Raw genomic sequence first — 25,636 nt, 5'->3', positions numbered from 1 at the left:
AGCGTTACATTATGCGAAGTTGTTTTCGGTTTTTTTGCGAGGTTGTTTGCGGCTATTTTCCGCGCGCGCATGATAAATCTTGTCAAAACTTACGATTACCTCTTTCATTCACTACGATAATTCTTTGCACGTTCGCAAATTCACATGAAAAGTTTTTTCTTTGCGCGTAATTGATGAGGCATTCCTAGGTAATTCCCTGCCGGGTTACGTCTTCATCTGAAATCACAGGCTGAAAGCCCTGACAATTATGGCTTAGAGAGCTTTTAGATATGAATTCTGGGCTCCACTATTCATTTTTGAATGACGTAATCAAAAATGAGCTGAATCTGCCCCGATGCATTCAGGGCAAATAATTAATTCAAAACCAACTACGCTTTTTTATGTTGAAGTCGCTGCTTACAGCTCTCCAAGGATCGCTGGGTAGCATTAAGTTTTTTGGCCGTGTCCTTTTGTTGAAGCTTTAGCTGAGTCAGCTGGCCACTTGTAACTCCGAGCCTTTCCCTGAGGTCAGAATTCATTTTTTGTGCCGCAGCCAACTCCTTAATATGCTGCCGCTGTTGTTCTCGTAGCGAGTTTCCCTGTCGCGCGAATTCCTTCTCAAGCTTAACCACACGTTGCCGTTCCCGGTCGACCTCGAGTAATGCCCGTGCCTCCAAGGCGCGATATCGTTCCTCAGCTTTGGCTAGAGCGACGTTTACCTTTTCAAGGTCGGCACTGAAAGCCTGTCTTGCCGCTTCCAAGCCACACTCCAATTGTTCCCGCTCGTTCTGTAGCGTTCTAAGCGTTTTTTCAAGGGTTGCTAAGGTAGAGATATCAACCGCATGGTTTTTTTCGGTCTCAACCAGACGGTTGAGGGCGTTTTCGAGCCCAGCTTTGGTGGATTTCAGCTCGTCCACGATTTTCTCTCTTTTTTCTCGTTCAGCATGAGCTTCATCCTGGACATGGCGTACTTGTTCCTCGGCCTCAGCCATTCGAATCGAATAGTTCATCTGGGCGGCAGCTTGAGCCTGCACCCACAGCGCACCGACGAAATTACCAGTGGACTCTCTGATCTCCTCGGGCAGATCAGGATGCTCGATCCGGACGCGGCTCTTGTCCCGTAGCTCAAGCCAGAACCTGTTAAGTGCCTCTGCCGGTGCCGACATGCTGCCTTTGCGCACGTATTGATAAAGCTTGTTCGCGGTCGGCGTTATGCCGTACCGGAAAAACAACAGCACGCAGACCTCGCGATACAGATCGCGCGTCTGTGGAAACTGGTTTTTCAACTGGTCGATCTCACTCTGGATTTGGCTTTCGGGGACGGTGGGAGTCGACATGGCGAGAATCTCGATAATAAATACTATAAATAATACAATGTAATATGTTGTATTTATAAATATATTGAAGTAATTTTTGACATAAATAATGTAATGTTAAATAATTTAGAACTTATGTTCTGCCCACAGTAGGAGCAAATTTGTGATTTCTGCGGAATTGCGTGTGATTCCAGCCATCGCCCCGCTCGAGCAGATGAGATTTACACCTGAGGTCGACGGCAGCACAGGACTTAACCGAGCGACAGGTGTTCGCCCTCAGATCGCTGCTGATACTGACGTCGATGCCATCAAGGCCTGGCTCATTCGCTTCGCCGATACCAAAACCACCTTCGACAACTATCGCAAGGAAGCCGAGCGATTGCTGCTTTGGTCTGTGATTGAGCTTGGCAAGCCGCTGTCCTCGTTGACACATGAGGATCTGCAGGTATATCAGCATTTCTTGGCCGATCCCCAGCCTAGTGCCAAGTGGATCATGACAAAGCGCAAAATGCCGAGAAGGCATGCAGACTGGCGCCCTTTCGCGGGCCCCCTCTCCCCTACCAGCCAACGCCAAGCCATGGGCATCCTCAATGCCATGCTTTCCTGGCTCGTCAATGCGGGTTACCTCGCCGGCAATCCGCTGGCCTTATCCCGCCATCGGCAGCGCAAGGCCAAACCCCGTGTGACACGTTTTCTCGAGGAAGATTTGTGGAATGAAGTCAAAAGAACCATTGAAGCCCTGCCGCGCGAGACCAACCGGGAACGCGAGCATTATTACCGGGTTAGATGGCTATTTTCGTTGTTCTATCTTGCAGGCATTCGCATCTCTGAGGTCATCCAGAATACGATGGGAGGATTTTTCTGTCGCAAGGATACTGACGGCGAACTGCGATGGTGGCTGGAGATTACAGGCAAGGGCGACAAAACGCGCATGGTGCCCGCTACTAACGAGCTTATCATTGAGCTTGGCCGCTACCGGCGGGAAATGGGGCTGAGCCCCATGCCTAGCGCAGGGGAGACTTGCCCCTTGGTGCTCCCGATTGGAGGGAAGCAACGCTTCATGACCCGGAGTGCCATTCATATAATCGTCAAGACGATATTCAAGTTAACCGCGGACAATTTGAAACAACGGGGACTGGAGGCGGCGAATCAAGTGGCTAGGCTTGAGGCTGCATCAGCCCATTGGTTGCGGCATACGGCGGGAACTAGTATGGCAGGCAGCATGGATTTACGTTACGTCCGAGACAATCTCGGCCATGAGAATTTGACTACAACCAATGTCTACGTGCATTCGGAAGATAACAAGCGTCACGCGGAGACCGAGGCGAAACACAAACTTAACTGGTAGACGTTAGGGTTCAAGCGATTGCAGAACGTGGCTGCTATCTGAAGAAGAGAGTTGCACATGAAGTGCCGATGTTCCAACAATGATGAACAACAAGACAGCACCAGAAGGATGTCGTTTGAGTATATCTTTTGAATTGGCTACATCAATCGTGGAAGGCTCTGGAACAGCCTCGGGATGTGTGTGCCATTCCCCTAAATAAGTAATTTGCCCAGCGCTTTCACACCACAAACGATCTGCAATTTCTTGATGGATTTGTGGCTGTCGTGTGAACAGTGTCCGAGCGCGTTTGTCATGCATGGCCGGCGCTGTCACATAACAAAGCTCAATATGGTCTCCTCTGCACTTTCCTAACAGAATACCCCCCGATTCCTTCGCCTCGAAATCCACTTGGCGATAAGTGTCAAAGATGGCAAGGATCTGGTCCGGTATCAGCACAAAATGCCGGTGATCAGCCGTTCCCCAAACTGGCATTCTTATACAACCATTGCACAGGCCGGACAGGTAGAACGTTTGAGGGGGTCTATATCAGGGGTTGCAATGGTAAAGTGATTATTGAGAATCTTCGTTCTTAGCCGCGGTGATGGCTGTTCCATCGCCCAATCGCTTAAATGCTCCATTGCTAGACAAGCTGCCTGTACCGAGACTGTAGCGGGGAAAGGTACGTATAAACTTTCGCATCCCTGCCCTAACAACTCGAGTGGAATGGCTTCCTGAGTGGATGGGTACAGCACGGTTCGCTGATCATCATTCAAACAACGGGCGCAAGCTGAGTCAGGAACGGGAGTTAGCAAGCTACGGACGGCAATACCAGGGCCTTCGATCCAGACTTTCAGAATGGGCTTGAAGTCCGGGCCTTGATATTTATGAGCGAGAGCATGCCCTAAAGCCTCCTCGCCAGTGGCATCAATGATCAAATCTTCTTTGCCTAGATAAGCCTGAAGAGCATCTACAGGCAGCGGTCTGGCATTTAGCGAAGGGGAGCTGCGGGTTAGTTCCTCTGCCAGCGCTTCAGCCTTGTTTTGGAGAATATGATTAAACCCAAGGCGATGACGTCCGACGTTTTGTGGCATCAAGGAATCGTTATCCACGAGGGTTAGCCGGCCAGTGGATGTCCCAACTCCCGCTTTGACCATCAGTTCAGCCAAGTACCCTCCAATGGTTCCGCAGCCTATAAGGGTTATGTTCAATCCATGCAAATTTCTGTTCATCGGATTATTCCTTTGGGCGAGGTAGACATCATCAATCCTGACGATTGAGAAAGTTTGTAGCTGAGACTGATAAATCAATTCTCTGACTGCTAACCGGTTATAAATACTGTTTGGTTTCCCCCCATTACGATTGAATGAAACAGCGAAGCCATAGCTAATCAGCGGACTTTCAATCAGACAGAATGCTCCATTCAAATCTGCGTTTAAAGCATTGATTAGGTGACTCTCAAGTTTGCGGCGGCAGTTACCGTCTCCTAAATAGGACTGCCATCGCAAGACCTCCTCTACCGACTTCGGCGGCCATTTATCTTGCATCGGCATGGGTGCTTGATTAGTCTTAACCCTGCAGACTCTCGCTACACGGTTTGGGACTGGAATCATGCCAAGGCATTCCAGTTTTATTTTGGTTTGCTTTGGCACATTACTGATGACGAGAAGAGGCTCTGCTTTCGACTTGGCTTTTGCATTCTGGTAAAAGATAGCCTCTACGGGAGTTGAAAGGTAAGGGTCAATATCCGCTAAGCAAATGGAAGTACCCCAGTAGGCAAAGAACTCATCCTCCAGATCCTTAGCCCTCTTGCCAGCCAAAACCTCGGCATAAACAGATTCTGCCCTGTCTATGCAAGCTAGCACCTGAGCCGGCATATCGAAAATATCCAATACGATGCTGCCTCTCGCGGCATAGCAAAGAAACCCATCCTGCCCAATATGAGGGGCAATCGGCTTCAATTGTCTGGGGATATTCAACAGTTGAAATTCTGGAAGAGTGAGTCCACTCACATCCACAGCCAAGGCAACCGCATGCGGTTGGCCCTGGCATAAGAGATGCCCTCTGAATAGCAAAGTATCGCCTTCGCTTGCTTCGTAATCGAAGCCACGCTGCTTCAATACGGAGACAATACTTTCTACGGCATTCATGGGGTTCATCCAGCTTGGGATCTACCCACGAGCTTGGATGCCTGAACCGTAGCTGGCGCAGCCAATACTGTTGCCGCAATCCCAGCTTGTACAATACGAGAGGGCTGATTAGGGAAGCGCTTGCCTAGTTGATTGATGACCCACGTACAGGCCTGAGAGGAATCACTGGCATTTAATGCACCGCGCAGAAATCTTTCGAGGGTTTCAAGTTTTGCGATAACTTCTTTTACGCCCGTTGTCCCTAACCGATCAGTCAATGATTTTGAACTATCGACCGGGTCATCGATACCTGCCCTAAAGGCGGCTGGAAGTTTTGCTACCACATCAAGCAAAGCCAAATCGTCCCTACGTTCACGCTTCTCAAAATGAAGCGCTGCAGCGGCCATGAGCAGTATCGAGGACGGACCGCCAGACTCCCACTGAAAATCCCGCCAAGCTTTAAGATACCTTACGCAACGGCGAAATTGCTCTCCATGAATCTCCACCTGATTTCGAAACCATTTCGTAACTTGGCGAGGATCGGATTCGATCCAATCTTCCTCACGATGTGCCAGCAGAACTTGATTTTGCGGCAGTTCAGTCCAAGCATCTCGCTCCGCCATGAGCAATGCTTCAGCAAATGAATCGTAGCCGTATTTGGCTAAAGCGGCTTTACTTAATGTCTCGAATTCCTTATCAGGAATTGCATAGAGGGGAATGTCAAGGTGGGCATTGGCTGCAATCTCGATGCGAATGCATGTCGGTTTATTAGTGATTAGCTTCCAATGTTTTGCCTTGACCAGGGGTGCCAATGCAGTTTGCGTTGCCTGGAAGAATACCGCGCTGGCAACACTCGGTCGCCCAGCAGTTTGCACAAAACTGAGTGGAAGATATACGCCGTCATCGATATCGGCCTGCTGCTGAGGCCAAGCGGGTTTGTTCAAGGTTTTGTATGACCAGGAACCCTGTGGGAAGAATCGAGGTGAAACAGCCACTTCGTCATGCCCTAGCTCGTGCAACACTTCAGGAAGTCGCTTGCGCAGGCATTGCCGGACATCTTCCCTCGCGCTGGCCATAAAAGCTTCAGCATCAGGCTCCAAAGTAATATTGTTCAAGAATATAGGGGCTTCGGTAGTGGAATAAAACAACGAGCTCAGGTTCAGCATAGAAGGTCCTCAACAGTTTTTGTGTGGTCCATGATAGAAAATCGGCGCGATTGGTGTATGGCTTCTGAAAATGGCCATTTTGGGGTCACCAATTGCTGCCCGCCCTGCCGCTGCCCCCCTATCCTTCAATACATTCGTTGCGGCTTCCGAATAGTTATCTAGTGAAATGTCCTTGCTTTGATCCGGTGTGGCCGTATCATCAATGCGAAAATAACCATCTGCTAAATGATGGCTCAACATGGCATCCGTCATGCCTTCTTGGGCTGAAATGACGAGATCGAATATTTTTGTTCCCCACCTCAAAATTCCTTTATCCAACGGCGTCTTGCCTCTTGCTGTGGCACCTACGGTCATAGTGCCTATAGCTAATACCCGAATATTCGTTTCTGGAGGAAGGCCAAGTATCTTCTTTGCCTCATGCAAGCCGAAAAAGCCAGGGGAGTTACCTACTAGCCCCCCGTCAGCAAAAACGCCAAGATCGTTAATGCGATGAAGTGGAAAATAGGTAGGAGCAGCACTGGTAGCTAGCGCGACATCAACTAATCTTAAAGTGAGGTCCGATTCCAATGCGGCTGCATGAGGTGTTTTGAATATTTGTGGCCGCCCAGTGCTGTAGTTGACGGCCGGAATCAATATACGTTGGTTCAGATCGCCGATGGTCATGTTTCCGAACTTGGACTCTACGACCTTCCGAAGTCCATCTGCAGGATGTTTGGCAAGTGTCAGTTTGGTCGCCAATCTTCGAAGGAACCCTCGCCTCCCAAATATCTGTTCCCCCTGTTCCACAAAAAGATTCTGCAATTTCCCAGTCGGAATCCCGGCGGCGATGCCTAAGGCCAGAATACCGCCAACGGATGTCCCGCAAATGAGATCGAATTTTCGCGAGATCGGCTCTCCGAAGGACTGCTCAAGCGTTTTGAGGACAGTGGCGGTATAGAGTCCGCGATAACCGCCTCCAGATAAAGCAAGGATGTGAAAATCAGGCGGTGGAGTAGACTGGCTCATACGTGAGCCATCCATTGAGAGACAGTGGGATAAAGCGATTTTGGATTAATCGCTACCGCGTTAGTGCTGGACCGCAATATTGTTATTGCCATACCCCCCTCACTGATTGGCACTCAAGTGGTAAGAGTGCTATTGAGGTATGTTATATTGTGTTTTATGGAAATGCAATCCACACCATATTGTGGTTTCTTGTTTTTATTCCCATTATATTAATAGGTCGTTACAGCGCAGCCCAACAGCCAAAGGGATGCCAGGTTAAATCTGCTCTTGATCAGCTTCATCGAAATAGTTTGCTGGACTCTAACGGTCATCTATGGGGGAAAAAAGCTGGCACTGTCCGGGCATATTCAGCATACCTCTCCCCAAATTCAGCGTAAGCCTCTCGCTCTTCAATCCGTGCAAGCCGGATATACATGAAGACCAGAATTGGAAACATAACCACAGTAATGATGGTTGGCCACTGCAGTAGGAATCCGAACATGATCATTACAAACCCAGCGTATTGGGGATGTCTTGTCTTTGCATAAGGGCCAGTCGTGGCTAACGTATGCCGGCGCTGAGCCTGATAAAGCACACGCCAAGCGTTGGATAGGATAAAAAAGCCAGCAATGATGAATAAATTGCTTAGCATATGAAAAGGGCCAAAGTGCGGATTTCCCCTCCACCCAAAAAGATCTTCGAGTAAATGCCCGGCATCATGCGAAAACGGATCGAATCCAGGAATTCGTGCGGTTAGCCAGCCGGACAGCAGGTAAATCGTCAGCGGGAAGCCATACATTTCTGTGAACAGCGCCACAATAAAGGCAGAAAAAGCACCGAACGAACGCCAGTCTCGCTTGCTTTTCGGCTTGGTGAAACTGAATGCAAAGATGATGAAAACCAGCGAGTTGATGATAACCAGCGACCAGAGCCCGTAGGCCGGAGATGGCGCACTCATTTCTTGTCCCCTTCTGAAGCGTTATGGTTGTGATGTTCATGGCCGCCATGGTCGTGGTGCATGAATAGGTGCATCAACGGGCATGCCAGCAGGACCAAATAAGGCAGGATGCCCAAAACGTGGGCCTTATGTTCAGTGAATAGCAGAAAAACGGCGATTACGAGAAACCCGTAAAACACCCACTTTCCTTTCGCTATGTGATGCGCTTCATGTTCTTCAGTCATCGGGCTCTCCTTTTTCGTCGAATTTGCGGCAGCATTGGGTAATTGTGTTATTTCGCATCTGATCATTCGCAGAGCGTCTCAATGTGATCAGCCCCCAAATAATCGTGATTGGGCATACGAGCATGAGAGCGACCAAAATCGCGGACCACCACGAAAGCCCCCATAATTTCAGAACAACTCCAGCCATGACTACACCTAATGCTGGGCACAGCCATGTCCAGCGATTGATCCGTGAGGGCAGAAAGCGCGGGACGCGCTCCATATAGGTTTGGTACTCCGGCATGCGTTGTAGTAGGTCGATTTCTTCCATCCGGGCCTGTGCTCCAAAAAAAACCAGTGACAGGACGGAAGCAATAATCCAGGGATTGGTCGGGTGCACAAATGCCAGTCCAGCAAATACCAAGAAAGCGCCCGCATAGATCGGATGCCTCACATGGGAGTACAGCCCCCTATCCATAAGGGCATCGTCTGCGGAAGGAAGGTGCGTACGCATGCCGAGCTGCCAGTGTCCGACAATAATAGGAATCGAGCCTGCCGCGATCAGAAACCAGCCAAAAACCTCGCTGAGAATACCCATAGGGAACTGAAGAGTAGGTTCCGCTCGCCAAGCAAGTACCAATCCGATCATGAAGAGAGGAATGCCGAGCACGTTACGCAATAGATTGGTGACTAATCGGCCGCCGTGCATTCCCCAGCGTCTTGACCAAGTCGCCGTAAAAGCACTGGCGCCGGCCAAGATAAAGCCGCTCAATAACGGTATGAGAAAGCCATACATACCTTGCCTCGACCTGACTTGTCCGCTTCTCTGTGAAACGAATTTGTCTGTTTAGCAGCAACCGCCATGATGATGGCCCTGTTCATGGTGATGCTCGGGTTGAGGGATATATTGTTGTGGATTCGCTTCAAACCGGTCGCGATTTTCACGCGAGGAAAAATAGTAGGTTTTGCCTTGATAAACGGTAGCCGCCGCGGTTTGCATATCGACCTTCTGACCATTGACGGGATCGACGTTCGGAGTGGGATTCTGAGATTCAGCGCCTTCCTCCTGATTTTTGCCATGTTGATGACTACCACCGAAATGGCCACATCCCATGCCGCCACGATGCATTAAGAAAAAGACGCCCGCAATCAGAAGGAGAAACCCCCAGTTTTGACTAAGCCATGCCATGATTTTTCTCCTCTACAAATTGCAGGACCGCATAATTCGTGAGACTCAAGATCGCTGAAGTCCCCACCATTCTTGTAATCAGTATTTTTAACATGGAGGCCTCCTTATAATTTGGCTCGCTTAAGCAACGCCGAATTCACAATCACCGATAACGAACTCAGCGCCATGGCGGCTGCCGCGATAATGGGGTTGAGTAACCCAAATGCTGCAATCGGCACGCCGATCGAGTTATAAATGAATGCCCAGAACAGGTTTTGCTTGATCTTGCGCATCGTAGCCCGCGAAAGCTTGATGCCGGCGACCACGTCACGCACATCATTTTTTACCAGAATGATGCCGCCAGTCTCTTTGGCAACATCAGAACCGGAGCCGATAGCAATACCGATATCAGCAGCAGCCAATGCAGGCGCGTCATTAACCCCATCACCGACCATGGCGACCACCTTGCCTTGCTTCTGCAACTCCTGGATGACTTGAGCCTTGTCGGATGGCAATACTTCGGCAATAACGCGTGTGATTCCCAACTCAGTGGCGATAGCGTTAGCTGTACGCTTGTTATCGCCAGTCAGCAGAACTACTTCAACGTTGATACTCTTTAAGGCATTGACTGCCTCTTGTGCTTCGGGCTTTAGAGTGTCAGCTACTGCAACAATACCGCTCAGTTTGCCGTCTATGCCGACAAGCATTGCGGTTTTGCCCGCCTGCTCTAGCAAGGTCAATTGATCCTCTACTGTAGATGCATTGATTCCTTCATGCGTAAACAGCCGACGATTGCCCAACAGAATCTTTCTGCCGTCTACCGTTCCACGAATGCCATGACCAGGGACAGCTTCAAATCCGCTAACTGACGCAATGTCGAGGTTGCGATGGAGCGCAGCACGCACAATGGCTTCTCCTAAAGGGTGTTCTGAGCCTAATTCGACGGCTGCTGCGTAGCGCAGCACATCGTCTTCTGCAAATCCGTTCAATGCGATGAGGTTTGTCAGATTGGGCTCGCCTCGGGTTAGGGTTCCGGTCTTGTCGAACACTACCGTGTCGAGATTCTGAGCACGTTCCAGTATTTCGCCACCGCGAATGAGGATGCCACTTTCGGCACCTTTACCAACACCAACCATGAGCGCCGCTGGGGTCGCGATACCCAAGGCGCAAGGGCAGGCTATGATGAGCACGGCGATGAATGCCAGTAACCCTTGCGGGAAATTGCCCGCGAGCCACCAACCGATGAATGCGATTAACGCGGTGCCCACGACGGCAGGCACAAAATAGCCGGTGACCTTGTCAGCCAATCGTTGAATGGGGGCACTGGAGGCCTGCGCCTCTTCCACCATCTTGATGATTTGCGCTAGGGCTGTTTCCGCACCCACTCGCGTTGCCTCGAAGCGGAATAGCCCTGTACGGTTGAGAGTGCCTCCAATTACCTGCGCACCTGGAGTTTTCTCGACCGGCATCGATTCGCCAGTGAGCATGGATTCATCCACTGAAGAATCGCCTTCCACCACTTTGCCGTCGGTCGGGATTTTTTCACCAGGGCGCACCACGATCGTCTCGCCGACCATAACGCTTTCTGCCGGGACTTCCATTTCCTGGCCATCCCGCACCACATGGGCGGTAGCGGGTTTCAGGTCCAGCAACTTGCGTACTGCGGCCGAGGAATGCTTCTTGATGATCTCCTCCATGTATTTACCGAGCAGTACGAAAGCGATGATGACGGCGGAGACCTCGAAGTAAACGTTGCGCTCCTCCACCTTAACCGGCAAAACATCGGGAAAGAACAGTACTGCCACGCTGTAGAAATAGGCAACCGAGGTGCCAAGCGCAATCAGGAAGTCCATATTGATGGATCTGGATCGTATAGCGCTCCAAGCGCCCTTGTAAAAGCTCCAGCCCCCGATAAATTGCACTGGCGTCACGAGAAGGAAAAGCCATACTCCCCAGGTAAACCAGGGAAGCGCTGGAATCGGCACCCATGTGACGATAGTGGCACCCGTTGCAAGCGCAAGGAATGCTCCGGCCCGCATAATGGCCAGCGCCAGCACGCCGGTAAGCGCGATCATGACACGCGTGCGCATCGACTTGAGTTCGGTCTCCGGCGACTCAAATGTCTTCTGGCAGCCAACGCTACAGAAATAATAGGTCCGTCCGGCGCGCTCGGATTTCAGTGCAGTGGCTTTTTCAACTACCATGCCGCATATCGGATCTTTGGCTTTTTCACCGCTTCCCGCTTCGGAATTGGTTGAGCCGCGGCCTGGCGCCATTTCATGCGCATAGCTATGGTGGATCTCGGAAGTCACTTCGCCGCCTGAGTATCTGGATGGCTCAGCCTCAAACTCATGCTGACAACGAGAAGAGCAAAAGTACCAAGTCTTACCCCCATGAACCGTGCTGCCGGCCGCCGATTTCTCTTCCACGGTCATACCGCATACCGGATCAATTGCCATTTTCGTTCCTTCTCATGATTGGTGTATGTACTGCCCTGTGCGTGTCATTCATATCTGTGGAACCGATGTTTTTTATAAACTTCGAGGTTTCCGATTTCAAACTCTTCCTCGTAATGCACGAAGGCGCGACGCAGTTGTTCCGCCCACCCTTCTCCAAGCTTTATGCCGATTTCAGCCAAGGTGGCCTCAATCTGTTCCTCAGTGACCTGGAGTAGGTCGTAGGTGATTTCGATCATTGAGCCACCTACCACCACGGATTTGATACCCATCATGCTTTTTAATGCCTCTGTAAGGCTTTGAGCCTGATCAAAATCCAATACATGGTCAGTCCTCAACAAACGTTCTTTCAGCACCTCCCGGTTTTCCTGTCTGGGCGCCTTATGCTGTGGAAAGCCAATGTATAAGTGCGGATTATCCAGAAAGCGTTCTCGACACTGGCTTGAGCAAAAAGCGAAATTCATCTGCTGGTATTCCAGAGCCAAGTGATGTGGATCTACTTGCATTCCACATACCGGATCCTTCACTAAATTATTCATCTTCCTTTCACCTTCCAGGCGCTCATGACAGTTATTGTTGCGTCATCCTCCCTTGATCTAATTGAATAGGCGTCGTCATTAGGATTAAGCGTATGACCCAGTCCCCATCCGAGCATTAATCCCAGTCCAGTCAAACCAGCCGCGATGATGAATGAAGCTCCTGGCACGACAAAATTGAACAACAATCCGCCTATCGCTGAGCCTGCAGCCATGCCCAAACTGGAAGCAGCGGTCTGCCTACCGAGTTCCCAACCCTGGGCATTTCCTGCCTGAACGGAGATCCAATAGGTCAATATTGGAGACAAAATGCCTGCGCTTGCTGCGACAGCCCCGATGACGATCAACATCATGAAAAAGTCTGTCGCCCAAGGGGCGAGAAACAGTCCTGTTGCAAGCGCTCCCATGGCTGGGTTGATTAACCAACGGGTGGAGTTCGGCCGGATCCATGGTGAAAAGAATATGACGGCCTGGATGACAAACATCACCAGGCTGCACTCTGTAAACATCATTGCAATCTGAAACGACGTCAGACCGAGCTCCTGTTTACCGAGCAATACAAGGCCGACCTCGAATACGCCGACACCTGCAGAAACAATGAATGAGAGGATTAGCAGTTTGGGCATCAGCCACGACCGTTTACCCCCATGCACCGAAGCTCTGTGGCTAACCTGGCGTGCCTCGTTGCCGTGCGGCACAGCAACCGCAACAATCAAGGCTACGATCAATGCCAGGACCGCCGTTGCGACCAGAGGGAACAAGAGCGCTCCGGACGGCTGACGAGACAGAAAAATAGAAGCGATTCTAGTGATAGACACACCTAGCATCGGTCCAAGTAGAAATCCGGTTATTCCAGCCATGCTGATAAAAGCAAGCCGACGTGCCCTTTCCTCCTCGGCAGTAATGAAGTCCCCGACGGCGGCTACTACCACTGGGGTCACGGCTGCTGCGAACATACCGCTCACGAATCGCTCGGCATAAACTCCAACAAGACTCTCCATGAAAGGAAAAACCACCATCGAAATACCAAAACCAATCAACCCACATAATAAAATTCGACGTGGTCCGTACCTGTCAGATAATTGCCCCCAAATAGGTGAGAACAAGAAGAGGGCCAGGGTATAGATTCCGGTTAGCAATCCGGTATGCCTTGAAATTTCTGCAGCAGTCACCCCACCGCCTATTAGGCGCTCTAGAAGGAATGGAAGCAGCGGAAGCACGATGCCGAAGCCAGCTGATACCGTAAATGCAGACAATACAAGGGCCGTCATCATTCCAGGTGACACCTCACTTGAAGCATGCAGGGCAATTTTCATTGCCATCCTTTCACGATAACTGCCCATTGATTGAACCATCCACTCACTTGGCCGAAGGCTGACGCTTCAATCAATAGAGTGTTACCTGGTTCCATATTTGAGCAGCTCACTAATGTCCGCCACAGCAGGAATGGGGCTTGGACTTAGCCTCCCCAATATATTTTTGAGGATCAGCCTTAAACGTCGTGTGACAAGACTCTGAGCAAAAGTAGTAAACCTGGCCGTCCATTTTTTCTGTTGCAGCAGCCTCATTTTCTTTCACGTTCATCTTACAAACCAGATCGATCGCCATCATTCAACTCCTTATCTTCACTGTCCTGATCGCCATTTATTAATACAACTACTTCAGGTCCCAGAGGCAACCGACCCGGGGCCATTGATACCCTTGCTGTGGTTATGCAGCGGCGCGAGTTGACGCCACATGAGATGCTCATAAACTCCGGACCAATAGAGGCCAAAGCTCAAGGCAAACAAAAGCTCCTCCAGCGGTATACCGAGCAGCAGAACTCCAGACAGCGTCGGTAGATTCCAGACACGCTCGACATAACCTGGCGATGTGGCGACCAATCCGAGGAAAAAAACGAAGTAGTAGCCAAGAAACAGCAGTCCGCCGATCCATGTTTTGGTTTTGAGATCTGGCCTGCAAGCAATGGTGGCAAAAGCTCCGACTGCCATTGCAATAATTGAAGGATAGATAGGGCTCCAGGGGAAAAAATAGAGCGCCAGGAATACCACGATAGGTGAAAGCAGCGCCTTGTAGTGGTGACGATGCAAAGGTAATTGGCGCTCGGTTTCCACGACGGCTACATCATTCTGGTGTACGAACACTGAATAAAGTACCGATCCCACTCCGCCGATGCCAAAGCAGAAGATCAAGCTCTCCAGATCGAAACCTGTGCGTTGGGCTAAATTAAGCAGCGTAGGTGGATTCCAGTATTCAGGCACGAATAGCGGTTCCGTTAAACCGAAAGGCATGGTAGCCAGGCTAACCAGCCACATAACTTTTCGGTGCTGAGGGTACATAACATATAGCACCAACCAGGGAATCAGGAATAATGATGCCCAGAGAAGCCAGACGTATTGATACTGGATCATTTGGGTCTGAATAGGTTATAGCAAGCGGCATAAAGTGACCCAACTAAGAACCCGGTCACGGCTACATTGATGACTCCCAGAATTACGCTTCCTAATGTCATGGATTTGCTAGTCTGGAGCACCGTCAAGTCAATGCCATGTGTCCAGGCATTGACAAAACTCACGATCAAGTCAGGAAAGAGCGAGACCAATATGGCACATATCACGTTGATGATCGCCAAGGTCAATGCCATCGCGCCACCAACCTGCCAGGGATTCAGTTTATTCATGATGCGTCTCCTTTCTGAAACTAAGGTATGACCGCGGTGCCGCATTTAAGAGACACCATTCTTCGCATGACAGGTTCTGCCTGGAGAAACAGCTCTACAGCTTCAGGGTCAAACTGGACGCCAGCCATGCGTTGAATTTCTGCTTTTGCAATGTCAAAAAGCATTCCCTCTCGGTAGGGGCGATCAGAAGTCATTGCATCGAGGGTGTCGATGACTGCAAAGAGACGCGCACCCCAAGGGATAGCGTCGCCAGCTAGACCGCGCGGATAACCGGAACCGTCAAAACGCTCTTCATGACTGAATACGATGTCGGCGGCAACCTGCATGTCAGGAATCTGGGACATAATCTGATAGCCTTTTTCCGGGTGAGTACGCATCACTTTCCACTCGCTTTCGGTCAATGGGCCGCCTTTGAGCAGAATTGCATCCGGGATACCTATCTTGCCAATGTCATGCAGTAACGCGCCCCAATAAATCTGCCGGAGCAACTCAGGATCATTCGGGTAACACTGCCGGGCCAATTCGAGCGTATGACAGGCTACGCGTTTGGAATGCAATCCCGTTTCGTGCTCCCTTAAATCAATGGCAGATGCCAAGACCTCAGCCAGAACCGTTTCTGTTTTTATGCGTTCTTGTTGCCAATCCTTGGTTGTTTGCATTTCGAGATAGCAAGACTCGCAGCAATATCCCTGTTCGGTTTTGGCAAAGGGTTGGTCTTTGACAGGTCCTCCACATTTAGAGCAGCTGTCTACGCTGAGAGCCGTCTCCGAATTCGCTACCATAGTCCTTCGACCTACTGCCGACTGCCACTGGTGGACAAATCGGCAGCAGCTTCCTGGTGCAGCCTTGCCAGTTCCCTATTTTCTGCCGCTGCTTGCTCGTATAGTTTCGCCAAGTTGTCGCAATGGCTAGAGAATGCCCCGGGTGCTGTCCCCTTTGGCCCCGTGAAATACTTGTATCTCTGCGCCATTTCACTGTGCGCCTTGGCTGCAGCAGTATCAGCAGCTGCTTGTCTCTCATACTCAGACGCAATATTTTGGTGATCTTGTGGCGTATGTGCGCTCTGAATCCTCTGCTCGATGGCAACAGGTTTCTTGGGACTTTCAATAGCACACCCACCTAGCAACAGAGCCGCCCCAATCGAAATCGCGGCAGTTCCGGAAAAAATCCCACTCATTTTCATTTTCATATCCTCTCTCCAACAGCAATAAATCCAACAGGAAAAGTCAATATGTCTCGATCTTTATATCTTGTTATAAGACCCTAATTAAAATCTGTTAATAGCATTGTGGCAATTAATGCTTAACAAGAAGCTGACGAGAAGATTACAAAAAAGTAATCTTGAAGATGTCCGGTAAAGCCTTCTTCATACACACGTGTTTAACTGAAGATGAGGCTGGACGGTACGGCTTTTCGCTCAGGAATTAGCAACTTCAAGCTGAGGATATTTACTCAGGTTGAAATACAGATAAAGGATGGCGCTCAATATTGCCGCGAAGAAACACCAGACAGAGAAGAAGGCAACTGTATAGAACCAGTAAGCGATGCCAAATAATATAAATGCCGTCAGGCCAAACGTATTGATCAGTTTATGGCTGGAGAACAAAGACCCCATGCAGGTAGCCGCCAGGTAAAGCAACATTACTGGGACCTTATAGAAATGGGGGGAGGCATAAACTATATGCTCGTCAATCTCCGCGATCACTGGGTAGCTAACGATCAGGTACAACAGGTACAGGGCGACAACAATCCCTATGAGTAGAAATGCGTAAATGGCTTTCTTCCGCCGTGCATCAGGTTCTACCATGCTGACGGCCAAAGGAACGAATATCGGCCAAAGAACATGCGAGAACAGGGTAAAAGCATAAGTCATGCTCGTTTTGATTTGAGGCAAATCAAATTGGAAGGAGAGCCACAACGCCCCTTCAATGATTTGCTGAATACCGAACAGAAGCGGAATTAGTGCGAGGGGCACCTCTGCCCTACAGCGTGCTTTTCTTAGGGTGACGGTGCCGAGTAAGGACAGTGCGCCTCCAGCGACAAAACTTGCTGTGGCAGAAAAGCACATCGTGTCACTCTACAGAAAAGACGCTCGGTTTCTCATCGCCTTTTGGAATTCTATAAATTGTCAGGGTGCCTTTCTTCATCTCGCCCATTCCTGGCGAATTCAGCGGCATGCCAGGCGCGCTAATTCCCACGATAGCCGGTTTTTCCCTGAGCAGTTTGTTGATCGCTGAGACCGGCACGTGACCTTCCACGACATAGCCGTTGATAATGGCGGTGTGACAGCTCGCGACATGTGTAACGCCATACTTGTACTTGATGGCATTCATGTCATTTTCGTCATAGGCTTTGACATCGAAGCCGTTCTGCCGCAGGTAGCTTACGTATTTCTCACAGCAATCACAGGTGGGGCTCTTATATAAGGTCACTGATGGACCTGCTAGAGCCAACGTGGAAGCGAGCATCAAAGTTGCTGCAACAATTCTCATCAATAATCGGCGCATGTTGTTCTCCTTTGTCATGGCCTAATGTTCATGGTGGTCATGCTCATGATCGGCAGGTTCTGGATGATCAGCTGCATGCGTATGGCTTGCATCATCTCCATCACCATGATGGTGGTGACCTTCTTCGATGATGGGCAAGGCCATGACCCCCAGTCCGTGTCGGTAAACCAATTCCCCACCATGCCAAGCTGTAACAGCTACCAAACCCCACGCAATAACGATTGCTGTACTGAACCACTTGGAAGGAATGTCGTCAGCCTTTCGACGCAATCCATCCCAAGCGGCCAATGTCACAACTACGGCGAGTGTTCCTAGTGCCCATGCCCGATGCAGGAGCATGGCGGCATGCCCGGCTTCGTCGTGATTCACGCTGTTATATGCCTGCCAACCGAACAGCACGGCAATCACTGCGCCTAGCGCCCCCAGCCATAGCGAGGTATGCGCGATAACCGCGCAGGTTTTGCTGCGTGTGACAGCCGCCACAAGGTGAAAAATTGCAGCAATCGTAATTAGCGCAACGGGGAAATGCACGACTAAAGGATGCAAGTTGGGAATGATGTAAGGCATGGTGCTGTTTTATCTCTTGGTTGTTAATGTCCTGTATGCCCGCCACCCTTGCGGACTTTGAGCACGGTATCGCCGGATTTGGGTTGTGTCATCTTATCCGGAGCCTCTGCTGCTGTCGGCATTGCCTCCTCTGCACCGGTCCACTCATACGCAACCGATCCTTGAGGATGCTGATACCAGCCGGGGTCCTTGTAGTCTCCTTTGGCGAGGCCCTTTCGGATCTTGATGAGCGACAGCATGCCACCCATGCCGATAGGTCCAAAGGGACCTTCTCCTGTCATCATGGGTAGGGTGTTATCCGGCAGAGGCATTTGCATGCCTTCCATATCGGCACCACCGCTGGAGCCCATTGCCATATAGTCGGGTAACAGCGAGGATATCTTCTTGGTCACTTCACGCTGATCAACACCGACCATAGTGGGGACGCCATGCCCCATTGCATTCATCGTATGGTGCGATTTGTGGCAATGGAACGCCCAGTCGCCCTCGGCACGCGCAAGCAATTCGATCTGGCGGACTTGTCCCACCCCGATATCGACAGTAACTTCCGGCCAGCGCGCTGTCTTGGGAATCGGACCGCCGTCCGTACCAGTAATCGTGAATTCGTGACCGTGGATATGCATCGGGTGATTGGTCATCGTGAGATTGCCCATGCGGATGCGGATCTTGTCCCCCAAACCAGCCACCATCGAATCGATACCGGGGAACACGCGGCTATTCCAGGTCCATAGATTGAAGTCCAGCATGGTGTTGACGCGGGGGGTGTAGCTCCCTGGATCGATGTCATAGGCGCTCAGTAGAAAGCAGTAGTCGCGATCGGCTTGCTCAATCAGCGGATCCTTGGGATTCTTGGGATGCGTGATCCACATGCCCATCATTCCCATCGCCATCTGCAACATTTCGTCGGCATGCGGGTGATACATAAAGGTTCCTGGGCGTTCCGCCACGAATTCGTAAACGTAGGTTTTGCCGGAAGGGATGTGCGGTTGGGTCACACCTGCTACGCCATCCATGCCATTGGGCAACCTTTGCCCGTGCCAATGGATCGTTGTCTGCTCAGGCAATTTATTGGTGACGAAAATGCGTACGCGGTCACCTTCAACCACTTCAATGGTTGGGCCTGGCGACTGGCCGTTATATCCCCAAAGGTGAGCCTTCATGCCAGGTGCGATCTCACGCACCACGGGCTCTGCAACAATATGGAACTCCTTGACACCATTCTTCATGCGCCATGGCAAGGTCCAGCCATTGAGCGTGACCACCGGGTTGTATGGGCGACCATTGGGCGGCTGCAGCGGGGGCTGAGTTGCAGCATCCGAACGCGTGATGAGTTCAGGCAGAGATGCTGCGCCAACCTTGTTGACTAGGCCCATACTCAGCATCGCAGCACCTGCACTGCTTAAGAAAGTTCTGCGGGAAACCATTCATTTATTCCTTCATATCATTCAATTGGCTGAGAGCTTACCCGTCATGGCCATGTCCAGATTGGCCTGTGCCACCCAGAAGTCGCGCAATGCCTCGATATAACTATTGACGCTTGCAATCTGCGATTGGGCGTCGGACAGCAGTTCAAAGGCGCTTATCAGCATGCCGTTGTAACGCATCATGTTCTCGTCAGAGATACGTTTCCTGAGGGGCACGATTTCGTCGCGATAGTGCTTGGCGAGGTCGTAGGAGCTACGATAGTTGTAGTAGGACTCGCGTACTTCAGAGCGCGCATTCACCGCGGCTTCGGCTGCGCGATTGAAAGACTGCATATAGATCGCTTCCGCTTTGGCAACCTTGGCGGTTCCGAAATCAAAAATCGGGAGCTCGAAGCTGATCGTCACGCCTTTCTTATATGGATCCGAGCGCTTGCCTTCGAGGACGCGCGCTGGGCCGAACTCCAGGACATTAATGAAGCGCGTGGTTTTCGCCAAACCGAGATTTTTGGCAAGCGCATCAATATCCTGCTTGAGCGCTTGCAGATCGATGCGCTGCTGCATGGCCTTAGCCTCGATATCCGGCTGATCCGTAGGTGCGGCAGGCAGATCAGGGAGGCGCTCCGGCAACTTGAAGCTGGTTTGTTCGCCCCACAATCCCATCAGGCGAACCAATTGTTCCCGGGTAGCTACGGCTTGTTGTCGCGCCCGCGCCTGCTGAGCGGCAGCTTCTGCATAGAAGGCCTGTTCCCGCGCATGGTCCCGAGCGCTGAAATTGCCGGCCTCCACCATCTTTTTAGCAAGCTCAGCGCTGGCTTCCGCCGCTCTCTGGACTTGTTCCGAATAGGCCACCGATTGTTCTGCAGCAATCGCGTTGTAATAGGCCTTGCGTGTGTCGGCGGCGAGTCTCAGCACATCGATCGTTGCCAGGCGCTTGGTCTGCTCGAAGCGGCGCTGCTCGACTTCACGCGCCATCGGCATGGTGACAAGCGAGAAGATGTTAAAAGTCAACGACTGTTCGATCTTGTACTCGCCGTTATGACTTGCATACAGCATCGAAAAACTCGGATTGGGAAGCTCACTTGCTTGTAGTAGATCTGCCTCGGAAATGCCTAGATCATTGAACCTGGACTGCAATCCCTTATTGTTGAGCAGTGCGACCTGCACGGCATTGTCGGCACTCAACGGCTGCTGTTTCAGCAAATCATTCACACGATCCGCGAGTTTCTCCTGTTCCTGTGCGGTCCGTGCCCATTGCACGTCCTTGCCGATACGTTCCTGTGTCGTCCGCTGTACGCTATCGAGACCGCCATCCTTGGACAAGGTTGCGCACCCCCCAAGCACAAGCGGCAGAGCCAGAGCCAGGAGAGTCTTTTTCCGTGTGAATTTAGAAGATGCCATGTTTGTTATTCCTTGTGATCCATATGATGACCGGCATGAGGCGAAGGCGCTTCAGCGGGTTTCACTGGCTGATCCATAGGATTCTTATCCTCTTTCATTCCGTCATCCATACCATCAGTAGCCGCTGCATTCTGCGCCTTCCAAGAACCGACCTTGGCATCGCGGTAGGATTGATAATCGCCCAGGAATGACTTGTATTGCAGACTGGTCGTTGGCACATCCTCAGTCCAGACATTCGGCTGATCTGCTTGAGCAAAGCTTGGGACCATGGCCACAAGGATTATCAACAAAAAGCTGTAGTGTTTCATATTGATCTCTATGCTCTCGGCAATTTGTTGCAGCAAGCCTTGGGACGTTCATGTGCCAGCTCTGCCGCATTGCGGTCGGTATATTCGTACCAGGCCAATTTTCGCCTGAACCACCAGGAATCCACTGGGCGTATGTTCATCTGCGCCAATGCGGCAAGAATGGCAGGGAATGCAATCGCTCCAGAATCGTAAGTAATAGTGAGCTTCCGCGTTGCCACATTCAGTTTCACTCCCTCGACTCCGGGAAGTTGCTGTTGGATGGCTTCGAGCACATGAGTCCCCTTATCGGCACTCTGCACTTTAAAGGCGCGATGAACGGGATAAACAGTATGTGGAGACGCCATCATGGACCTTGGTTGGTCATTTGGCCGGCTGGAGCGTCTGAATCGTGTATTGACCCGATGGGTTCTTGGCGATGGTGAAATCGATCTTGTCGCCGGGATTCACATCCTTGAGCAGGTTCTTATCCGCGACAGGAAATACCATGGTCATGCCTTGCCAACCGAGTTCAGGAATAGCCTCATGCCGAATTTTGGCCTTGCCGTTTTCCTGATCGAGCGATACCACCTCACCCTTGGCTGCATAGGTTTTTTGAGTCTCGGCGCCTGCCGCATGATGCGACTCGTGAGTATCGGCATAGACAGGAATGGCTACGAGATTGAATAAAGCCGCAAAAGCTGCAGCGAAGATAGTTTTGTTCATGTGATCATCCTAGTAACGATGTGTGGAATAGCGCCAGGTTGAAAACCCCAGCCTGGCGCTTGTTAAGTTAATGTTTGTGAGCGTCGCTCGATGCTCCCATATTGCAATCCATCCCCATGTCCTTACCCATTAACATGTGATGCTCCTGCATCATTTGTCCCATGAGGTCATCCATGAGTTTCTGATGTTCGGTAATCCATTCCTCGTGCTCCTGCATGGACATACCGGCCTTTGGCTTCATTTCCTGCATTTTGCCCATCGTCTCGTGCATAAGCTTCATATGCTCCGCCATGAGCTTCTGACGCTCTTCTCCTTTGGCGGCTTCAGCTTGCTGAAGCTTTTGCCTGGCTTGTGCAGCTTTACGGTTCAGCTGAAGCTGAAACTCGTCGGGACCGGCCAGAGCTGCAGTGGACATGAAACCGATACTGCATAGCGCCACAACAGCGGCAATACGGTTTAGGGATAATTTGTTCATGATTCGCCTTTCTATAGTGATGAATTTAATCGAGCCATCAAATCGGAGGAGACCGAATTGCATTTAATGACGACTCCATTGTCCTATTCTCACGTTTACCCTAAGCTGACAATGGGATTACAACTTTGTAATCTTCAAACTCATGCAGGGGTTGCCGTTCCATTGCACAACAGGCGAAAAATTAGACTTTGCATAGTGAAAGACATCATTCTCACGGCAACGCCATAACTGCGAGCTGACATCAAGATTACAAATTTGTAATCTTCAAACCATTTAGCAAACCAGCGTGCACAATTGAATAGTTCAATCTGAATATAACCATCACATGAAGACTCTGATTATTGAAGACGAGCAAAAAACGGGGGACTATCTGAAACAGGGTTTGTCCGAGGCGGGATTCGTGGCAGATCTGGCGCGCGATGGAATTGATGGGTTGCACCTGGCGATGACTGAAGATTATGACCTGATTATCCTCGATGTCATGCTGCCAGGAATGGACGGCTGGCAGATACTCAGGAGCATCCGTCAAATAGGAAAGGAAATGCCGGTTCTATTCCTCACCGCCCGTGATCAGATCGAAGACCGTGTCAAAGGTTTGGAATTGGGTGCGGACGATTATCTTGTCAAACCATTTGCATTCTCCGAACTGCTCGCACGGGTAAGGACTCTATTGCGACGGGGAAAGACCAAGGAAGCTGAGGTACTGCAGGCAGCCAACTTGGAATTAGACTTACTGCGTCGGCGTGTCACGCGGGCCGGAAAGCGCATTGATCTCACATCCAAGGAGTTTTCACTGCTGGAGCTGCTACTTCGGCGTCAAGGCGAAGTGCTGCCGCGCTCACTGATCGCCTCCCAGGTCTGGGACATGAATTTCGATAGCGATACCAACGTCATTGAAGTCGCAATGCGACGCTTAAGAGCCAAAGTCGATGACGAGTTTGAGCCTAAGCTCATCCGTACTGTAAGAGGCATGGGGTACGTTTTGGAAGTCCCTGAAGCATGAAGCGAACGCAGTCGATCACCTTTCGTCTCACCTTATTCTTTTCGACTGCATCCACGGCGGTACTGCTTGTAATGGGAGCCTTGGTGGGATCCTTTGTACAAGCGCACTTTGAAGAAATGGACCGCGCTGAGCTCGACGGTAAACTGCAACTGGTTAGGCATGCATTGACACAAGTGAATTCATTCGCCGAGATGAAGTCACTCCCTCAACACCTTGCAGACGCTCTCGTGGGACATCCCGATCTTTCAGTGACGGTCATGACCTCCGATCATCAGGGTATTTTTACGACGACAGATGCAACTTTCGCCGAGCACTTACTTAGAAACATTGCGTCAGAGACACCCGTGGAAGGACATTCAAGGCTGATGGTCTGGAGCACGGGACATGAGATATATCGTGGTATCACCGCAGGTGCCAAAACCAGTATTCCTGATCAACCGCCCATGGTGGTCGCGCTTGCCATCAATATCGAACATCATCAGGAATTCATGACTGCTTTTCAGCATAACCTCTGGCTCGCAATTGCAGCGGGTATTGGTCTGACGGTGCTGCTGGGCTGGGTTGCGGCACGCCGAGGATTGGAACCTGTACGTCAGATGGCAAAAGTAACCCGTGGTGTATCTGCCAGCCATTTGGGCGATCGCATTCCGCCAGGCTCAGTCCCTCGTGAGTTGACTGACCTGGCAAAGGATTTTAATGACATGCTGGCGCGTCTGGAAGACTCGTTCAAACGCCTTTCCGACTTTTCTTCCGATCTTGCACATGAGCTAAGGACGCCAATTAGCAACTTGATGACCCAGACTCAGGTTGCCATCTCGAAAGAGAGATCGATCGATGAATATCGGGAGGTTCTCTATTCCAATCTTGAGGAATATGAACGACTCGCTCGCATGATTGCCGACATGCTTTTTTTGGCCAAGGCGGACAATGGTCTCATCGTACCCAGCACGGAGTCGGTTAACTTGGCTCTTGAGGTGCGAGAACTATTCGCTTTTTATGAGGCCGTGGCTGAAGAAAAAGACATCAAACTAGTGCTTAACGGTGCTGGGATTGTCAAAGGTAACAAGCTCATGCTGCGACGGGCACTCAGCAACTTGCTCTCTAATGCCATCCGCCATTCCGCTAAACATACCGAGGTCAAAATTGCTATCGAGCAATCCACAAACGGTGAAGCCACCCTCATCATCGAGAACGAGGGAGAAGTCATTCCCCCAGAGCATTTACCCAGACTCTTCGATCGCTTCTATCGTGTTGATCCCTCTCGACAAAAAACCAGCGATGGAGCCGGACTTGGACTAGCAATTACCAAGTCAATTATAGAGGCCCACCAAGGGAAAATAAGGGTATGGTCAGAAAAGGGCTTAACTCGGTTTGAACTTTCCCTGTCAGGGAAATATGGCGATTAATTGAGATGTTAACTTATCGCTTTGAAACTCAACTATTTAGAATAGAAGGTTTTATCGCCACGTTTCGTTCTGTTTGTTAGCATCCATCCATGCAAGCAACCAGCACGGTGGGCTTGAGCATCCGCAAGAGCATTATGGGGCAAATTATTTTGAGTATAGAAGACTTGTGCTGCGCGTTCGTACACCGTAGTGTCAATCAATGGTCGCAAATCAAAATACTGAAGTATCCATTTTATCGGGCCAATCCCGACCTAGTGTCTGCTTAAGAAAGCGAAAATCTGTTTCTGAGTCGCAGGTCACTTGTAAATGCCTAGGCCTCTCGGCCAGCCAAACGAGTAGCTTTTCCTTGAGGCGAATACGAGTTACCTGATATTCATCACCTCTCAGAATTGGTAATACCTCGGCTATCACAAATTCAGCACAATCCTGTTTGGCCCAGCCCTCACCCATTTAAATTTCTGCATAAAACGGGGCTTTGCCATCTTCCGGCACAAGCGCGAGCGATATTAGCCCAGGAACGATTTGTCCGAGACCGGTGTATTCGGTATCCAGTAAAATTGGTATGTCAATCTAAGAGGTTTGGTTCTTTTTTCTTTCAGGATCGCTTTGAGCGATTTGGAGGCGGACTATTTCAAATAGACGATTAGCCTCGTCCTCACTTCCCGCTTGCATGTAGGTCAAGGTAAGCAGTGTCAGTGGATGTATTTGCATGGTGCTTGCCAACTCGTCTATTTTTTCCAGAGTCGGACTCTTCATTCCACGTTCGAGCACACTTACGTATGTCCGACTCGATACCACTGAGAAATCCTCCTGCGTTAAGCCTGAGGATTTTCTGAGTTGTTTGAAAGCGAGGGCGAATGCCCGGCGGATGTCCATGCAAGTCCCTGAAAGTCAGGCTTGCATATAGCCAGAGCGAAAACTATAGGACTACAATCTATAGTATTCAT

Annotated in this window: 30 protein-coding genes; 3 read left to right on the top strand and 27 right to left on the bottom strand. The window is 50.5% G+C overall.

Annotated features, from left to right (window positions below; genetic code table 11):
• Positions 1 to 368: 368 nt before the first annotated feature.
• Positions 369 to 1,316 (bottom strand): DNA-binding protein, encoded by a 948-nt coding sequence (locus NMK_RS11870; protein WP_109015963.1) that lies wholly within the window; start codon positions 1,314 to 1,316, stop codon positions 369 to 371.
• Between the two features lie 142 nt (positions 1,317 to 1,458).
• Here NMK_RS11870 and NMK_RS11865 point away from each other — a divergent pair, with 142 nt between their 5' ends.
• Positions 1,459 to 2,643: a tyrosine-type recombinase/integrase gene (locus NMK_RS11865; protein ID WP_227871467.1), complete on the top strand. Its 1,185-nt coding sequence runs from the start codon at positions 1,459 to 1,461 to the stop codon at positions 2,641 to 2,643.
• A gap of 3 nt (positions 2,644 to 2,646) precedes the next feature.
• Here NMK_RS11865 and NMK_RS11860 read toward each other — a convergent pair whose 3' ends face one another.
• From NMK_RS11860 to NMK_RS11740, 25 genes are all read right to left on the bottom strand, one after another.
• Positions 2,647 to 3,114 (bottom strand): Mov34/MPN/PAD-1 family protein, encoded by a 468-nt coding sequence (locus NMK_RS11860; RefSeq protein WP_109015962.1) that lies wholly within the window; start codon positions 3,112 to 3,114, stop codon positions 2,647 to 2,649.
• Between the two features lie 2 nt (positions 3,115 to 3,116).
• On the bottom strand, positions 3,117 to 4,769 hold the full coding sequence (locus NMK_RS11855) for a ThiF family adenylyltransferase (protein WP_181376264.1): 1,653 nt from the start codon (positions 4,767 to 4,769) through the stop codon (positions 3,117 to 3,119).
• A 5-nt stretch (positions 4,770 to 4,774) separates the two neighbouring features.
• Positions 4,775 to 5,914: a CBASS cGAMP synthase gene (locus NMK_RS11850; protein ID WP_109015960.1), complete on the bottom strand. Its 1,140-nt coding sequence runs from the start codon at positions 5,912 to 5,914 to the stop codon at positions 4,775 to 4,777.
• A 9-nt stretch (positions 5,915 to 5,923) separates the two neighbouring features.
• Positions 5,924 to 6,919 carry a CBASS cGAMP-activated phospholipase gene (locus NMK_RS11845; RefSeq protein ID WP_109015959.1) on the bottom strand — a complete coding sequence of 332 codons (996 nt, stop codon included), beginning with the start codon at positions 6,917 to 6,919 and terminating at the stop codon, positions 5,924 to 5,926.
• Positions 6,920 to 7,226: 307 nt separating this feature from the next.
• Positions 7,227 to 7,856 carry a methyltransferase family protein gene (locus tag NMK_RS11840; protein ID WP_109015958.1) on the bottom strand — a complete coding sequence of 210 codons (630 nt, stop codon included), beginning with the start codon at positions 7,854 to 7,856 and terminating at the stop codon, positions 7,227 to 7,229.
• Positions 7,853 to 8,080, bottom strand: coding sequence for a DUF2933 domain-containing protein (locus NMK_RS11835; RefSeq protein ID WP_109015957.1), 228 nt, complete (start codon positions 8,078 to 8,080; stop codon positions 7,853 to 7,855). The genes NMK_RS11840 and NMK_RS11835 overlap by 4 nt, the downstream gene beginning before the upstream one ends.
• A complete protein-coding gene (locus tag NMK_RS11830; RefSeq protein ID WP_109015956.1) occupies positions 8,073 to 8,855 on the bottom strand; it encodes a methyltransferase family protein in 783 nt (260 codons plus the stop codon). The genes NMK_RS11835 and NMK_RS11830 overlap by 8 nt, the downstream gene beginning before the upstream one ends.
• A 51-nt stretch (positions 8,856 to 8,906) precedes the next feature.
• Positions 8,907 to 9,248, bottom strand: a complete 342-nt coding sequence (locus NMK_RS11825; protein ID WP_227871466.1) for a YHS domain-containing protein — start codon at positions 9,246 to 9,248, stop codon at positions 8,907 to 8,909.
• 104 nt (positions 9,249 to 9,352) lie between these two features.
• Complete coding sequence (locus tag NMK_RS11820) at positions 9,353 to 11,686, bottom strand: heavy metal translocating P-type ATPase (RefSeq protein ID WP_109015955.1); 2,334 nt, start codon at positions 11,684 to 11,686, stop codon at positions 9,353 to 9,355.
• Positions 11,687 to 11,730: 44 nt separating this feature from the next.
• Positions 11,731 to 12,222, bottom strand: coding sequence for a YHS domain-containing protein (locus tag NMK_RS11815; protein ID WP_109015954.1), 492 nt, complete (start codon positions 12,220 to 12,222; stop codon positions 11,731 to 11,733).
• Positions 12,219 to 13,535, bottom strand: coding sequence for an MFS transporter (locus NMK_RS11810; RefSeq protein WP_227871465.1), 1,317 nt, complete (start codon positions 13,533 to 13,535; stop codon positions 12,219 to 12,221). Before NMK_RS11810 ends, NMK_RS11815 begins: the two co-directional genes overlap by 4 nt.
• Positions 13,536 to 13,644: 109 nt before the next feature.
• Positions 13,645 to 13,830: a YHS domain-containing protein gene (locus tag NMK_RS11805; protein ID WP_227871464.1), complete on the bottom strand. Its 186-nt coding sequence runs from the start codon at positions 13,828 to 13,830 to the stop codon at positions 13,645 to 13,647.
• Positions 13,831 to 13,880: 50 nt separating this feature from the next.
• Positions 13,881 to 14,630: a lycopene cyclase domain-containing protein gene (locus tag NMK_RS11800; protein WP_109015952.1), complete on the bottom strand. Its 750-nt coding sequence runs from the start codon at positions 14,628 to 14,630 to the stop codon at positions 13,881 to 13,883.
• Positions 14,627 to 14,899, bottom strand: coding sequence for a DUF5676 family membrane protein (locus tag NMK_RS11795; RefSeq protein WP_109015951.1), 273 nt, complete (start codon positions 14,897 to 14,899; stop codon positions 14,627 to 14,629). The genes NMK_RS11800 and NMK_RS11795 overlap by 4 nt, the downstream gene beginning before the upstream one ends.
• Before the next feature lie 20 nt (positions 14,900 to 14,919).
• The gene (locus NMK_RS11790; protein WP_109015950.1) at positions 14,920 to 15,558 is read right to left on the bottom strand and encodes an HD-GYP domain-containing protein; all 639 of its coding nucleotides are present in this window, start codon (positions 15,556 to 15,558) and stop codon (positions 14,920 to 14,922) included.
• A 134-nt stretch (positions 15,559 to 15,692) separates the two neighbouring features.
• Positions 15,693 to 16,088, bottom strand: a complete 396-nt coding sequence (locus tag NMK_RS11785) for a hypothetical protein (RefSeq protein ID WP_109015949.1) — start codon at positions 16,086 to 16,088, stop codon at positions 15,693 to 15,695.
• Between the two features lie 228 nt (positions 16,089 to 16,316).
• The gene (locus NMK_RS11780; RefSeq protein ID WP_109015948.1) at positions 16,317 to 16,967 is read right to left on the bottom strand and encodes a DUF6629 family protein; all 651 of its coding nucleotides are present in this window, start codon (positions 16,965 to 16,967) and stop codon (positions 16,317 to 16,319) included.
• Positions 16,968 to 16,971: 4 nt separating this feature from the next.
• Positions 16,972 to 17,406, bottom strand: a complete 435-nt coding sequence (locus tag NMK_RS11775) for a DUF411 domain-containing protein (RefSeq protein ID WP_109015947.1) — start codon at positions 17,404 to 17,406, stop codon at positions 16,972 to 16,974.
• Positions 17,407 to 17,427: 21 nt separating this feature from the next.
• Positions 17,428 to 17,973 (bottom strand): DUF2231 domain-containing protein, encoded by a 546-nt coding sequence (locus NMK_RS11770; protein WP_109015946.1) that lies wholly within the window; start codon positions 17,971 to 17,973, stop codon positions 17,428 to 17,430.
• Between the two features lie 23 nt (positions 17,974 to 17,996).
• A complete protein-coding gene (locus NMK_RS11765; RefSeq protein WP_109015945.1) occupies positions 17,997 to 19,397 on the bottom strand; it encodes a multicopper oxidase family protein in 1,401 nt (466 codons plus the stop codon).
• A 21-nt stretch (positions 19,398 to 19,418) separates the two neighbouring features.
• Complete coding sequence (locus tag NMK_RS11760; RefSeq protein ID WP_109015944.1) at positions 19,419 to 20,795, bottom strand: TolC family protein; 1,377 nt, start codon at positions 20,793 to 20,795, stop codon at positions 19,419 to 19,421.
• 5 nt (positions 20,796 to 20,800) lie between these two features.
• Complete coding sequence (locus NMK_RS11755; protein WP_146187189.1) at positions 20,801 to 21,139, bottom strand: hypothetical protein; 339 nt, start codon at positions 21,137 to 21,139, stop codon at positions 20,801 to 20,803.
• Entirely contained in the window at positions 21,112 to 21,375 is a 264-nt protein-coding gene (locus tag NMK_RS11750; protein WP_109015942.1) for a heavy-metal-associated domain-containing protein, read from the bottom strand. Before NMK_RS11750 ends, NMK_RS11755 begins: the two co-directional genes overlap by 28 nt.
• A gap of 88 nt (positions 21,376 to 21,463) precedes the next feature.
• Positions 21,464 to 21,805, bottom strand: a complete 342-nt coding sequence (locus NMK_RS11745) for a copper-binding protein (protein ID WP_109015941.1) — start codon at positions 21,803 to 21,805, stop codon at positions 21,464 to 21,466.
• A 67-nt stretch (positions 21,806 to 21,872) separates the two neighbouring features.
• Positions 21,873 to 22,343, bottom strand: a complete 471-nt coding sequence (locus NMK_RS11740) for a hypothetical protein (protein ID WP_227871463.1) — start codon at positions 22,341 to 22,343, stop codon at positions 21,873 to 21,875.
• Positions 22,344 to 22,605: 262 nt separating this feature from the next.
• On the opposite strand from NMK_RS11740, the gene NMK_RS11735 reads away from it, so the two are divergent.
• Positions 22,606 to 23,283, top strand: coding sequence for a heavy metal response regulator transcription factor (locus tag NMK_RS11735; RefSeq protein WP_109015940.1), 678 nt, complete (start codon positions 22,606 to 22,608; stop codon positions 23,281 to 23,283).
• Entirely contained in the window at positions 23,280 to 24,689 is a 1,410-nt protein-coding gene (locus tag NMK_RS11730; protein ID WP_109015939.1) for a heavy metal sensor histidine kinase, read from the top strand. The genes NMK_RS11735 and NMK_RS11730 overlap by 4 nt, the downstream gene beginning before the upstream one ends.
• Before the next feature lie 570 nt (positions 24,690 to 25,259).
• Here the strand turns inward: NMK_RS11730 and NMK_RS11720 are convergent.
• Complete coding sequence (locus tag NMK_RS11720; RefSeq protein WP_109015937.1) at positions 25,260 to 25,565, bottom strand: helix-turn-helix domain-containing protein; 306 nt, start codon at positions 25,563 to 25,565, stop codon at positions 25,260 to 25,262.
• Positions 25,566 to 25,636 lie beyond the last annotated feature (71 nt).

Origin of the sequence: Novimethylophilus kurashikiensis, from assembly GCF_003112435.1 — a bacterium.
GTDB classification, from domain to species: Bacteria; Pseudomonadota; Gammaproteobacteria; order Burkholderiales; family Methylophilaceae; genus Novimethylophilus; species Novimethylophilus kurashikiensis.
This window is presented reverse-complemented; position numbering and strand designations above follow the sequence as displayed.

Bases quoted from the DNA above. Each gene is read 5' to 3' on its own strand.
- NMK_RS11870 (WP_109015963.1), bottom strand. From the start codon at position 1,316: ATGTCGACTCCCACCGTCCCCGAAAGCCAAATCCAGAGTGAGATCGAC.
- NMK_RS11860 (WP_109015962.1), bottom strand. From the start codon at position 3,114: ATGCCAGTTTGGGGAACGGCTGATCACCGGCATTTTGTGCTGATACCG.
- NMK_RS11855 (WP_181376264.1), bottom strand. From the start codon at position 4,769: ATGAATGCCGTAGAAAGTATTGTCTCCGTATTGAAGCAGCGTGGCTTC.
- NMK_RS11850 (WP_109015960.1), bottom strand. From the start codon at position 5,914: ATGCTGAACCTGAGCTCGTTGTTTTATTCCACTACCGAAGCCCCTATA.
- NMK_RS11845 (WP_109015959.1), bottom strand. From the start codon at position 6,919: ATGAGCCAGTCTACTCCACCGCCTGATTTTCACATCCTTGCTTTATCT.
- NMK_RS11840 (WP_109015958.1), bottom strand. From the start codon at position 7,856: ATGAGTGCGCCATCTCCGGCCTACGGGCTCTGGTCGCTGGTTATCATC.
- NMK_RS11835 (WP_109015957.1), bottom strand. From the start codon at position 8,080: ATGACTGAAGAACATGAAGCGCATCACATAGCGAAAGGAAAGTGGGTG.
- NMK_RS11830 (WP_109015956.1), bottom strand. From the start codon at position 8,855: ATGTATGGCTTTCTCATACCGTTATTGAGCGGCTTTATCTTGGCCGGC.
- NMK_RS11825 (WP_227871466.1), bottom strand. From the start codon at position 9,248: ATGGCATGGCTTAGTCAAAACTGGGGGTTTCTCCTTCTGATTGCGGGC.
- NMK_RS11820 (WP_109015955.1), bottom strand. From the start codon at position 11,686: ATGGCAATTGATCCGGTATGCGGTATGACCGTGGAAGAGAAATCGGCG.
- NMK_RS11815 (WP_109015954.1), bottom strand. From the start codon at position 12,222: ATGAATAATTTAGTGAAGGATCCGGTATGTGGAATGCAAGTAGATCCA.
- NMK_RS11810 (WP_227871465.1), bottom strand. From the start codon at position 13,535: ATGAAAATTGCCCTGCATGCTTCAAGTGAGGTGTCACCTGGAATGATG.
- NMK_RS11805 (WP_227871464.1), bottom strand. From the start codon at position 13,830: ATGATGGCGATCGATCTGGTTTGTAAGATGAACGTGAAAGAAAATGAG.
- NMK_RS11800 (WP_109015952.1), bottom strand. From the start codon at position 14,630: ATGATCCAGTATCAATACGTCTGGCTTCTCTGGGCATCATTATTCCTG.
- NMK_RS11795 (WP_109015951.1), bottom strand. From the start codon at position 14,899: ATGAATAAACTGAATCCCTGGCAGGTTGGTGGCGCGATGGCATTGACC.
- NMK_RS11790 (WP_109015950.1), bottom strand. From the start codon at position 15,558: ATGCAAACAACCAAGGATTGGCAACAAGAACGCATAAAAACAGAAACG.
- NMK_RS11785 (WP_109015949.1), bottom strand. From the start codon at position 16,088: ATGAAAATGAAAATGAGTGGGATTTTTTCCGGAACTGCCGCGATTTCG.
- NMK_RS11780 (WP_109015948.1), bottom strand. From the start codon at position 16,967: ATGTGCTTTTCTGCCACAGCAAGTTTTGTCGCTGGAGGCGCACTGTCC.
- NMK_RS11775 (WP_109015947.1), bottom strand. From the start codon at position 17,406: ATGCGCCGATTATTGATGAGAATTGTTGCAGCAACTTTGATGCTCGCT.
- NMK_RS11770 (WP_109015946.1), bottom strand. From the start codon at position 17,973: ATGCCTTACATCATTCCCAACTTGCATCCTTTAGTCGTGCATTTCCCC.
- NMK_RS11765 (WP_109015945.1), bottom strand. From the start codon at position 19,397: ATGGTTTCCCGCAGAACTTTCTTAAGCAGTGCAGGTGCTGCGATGCTG.
- NMK_RS11760 (WP_109015944.1), bottom strand. From the start codon at position 20,795: ATGGCATCTTCTAAATTCACACGGAAAAAGACTCTCCTGGCTCTGGCT.
- NMK_RS11745 (WP_109015941.1), bottom strand. From the start codon at position 21,805: ATGAACAAAACTATCTTCGCTGCAGCTTTTGCGGCTTTATTCAATCTC.
- NMK_RS11740 (WP_227871463.1), bottom strand. From the start codon at position 22,343: ATGCAATTCGGTCTCCTCCGATTTGATGGCTCGATTAAATTCATCACT.
- NMK_RS11735 (WP_109015940.1), top strand. From the start codon at position 22,606: ATGAAGACTCTGATTATTGAAGACGAGCAAAAAACGGGGGACTATCTG.
- NMK_RS11730 (WP_109015939.1), top strand. From the start codon at position 23,280: ATGAAGCGAACGCAGTCGATCACCTTTCGTCTCACCTTATTCTTTTCG.
- NMK_RS11720 (WP_109015937.1), bottom strand. From the start codon at position 25,565: ATGGACATCCGCCGGGCATTCGCCCTCGCTTTCAAACAACTCAGAAAA.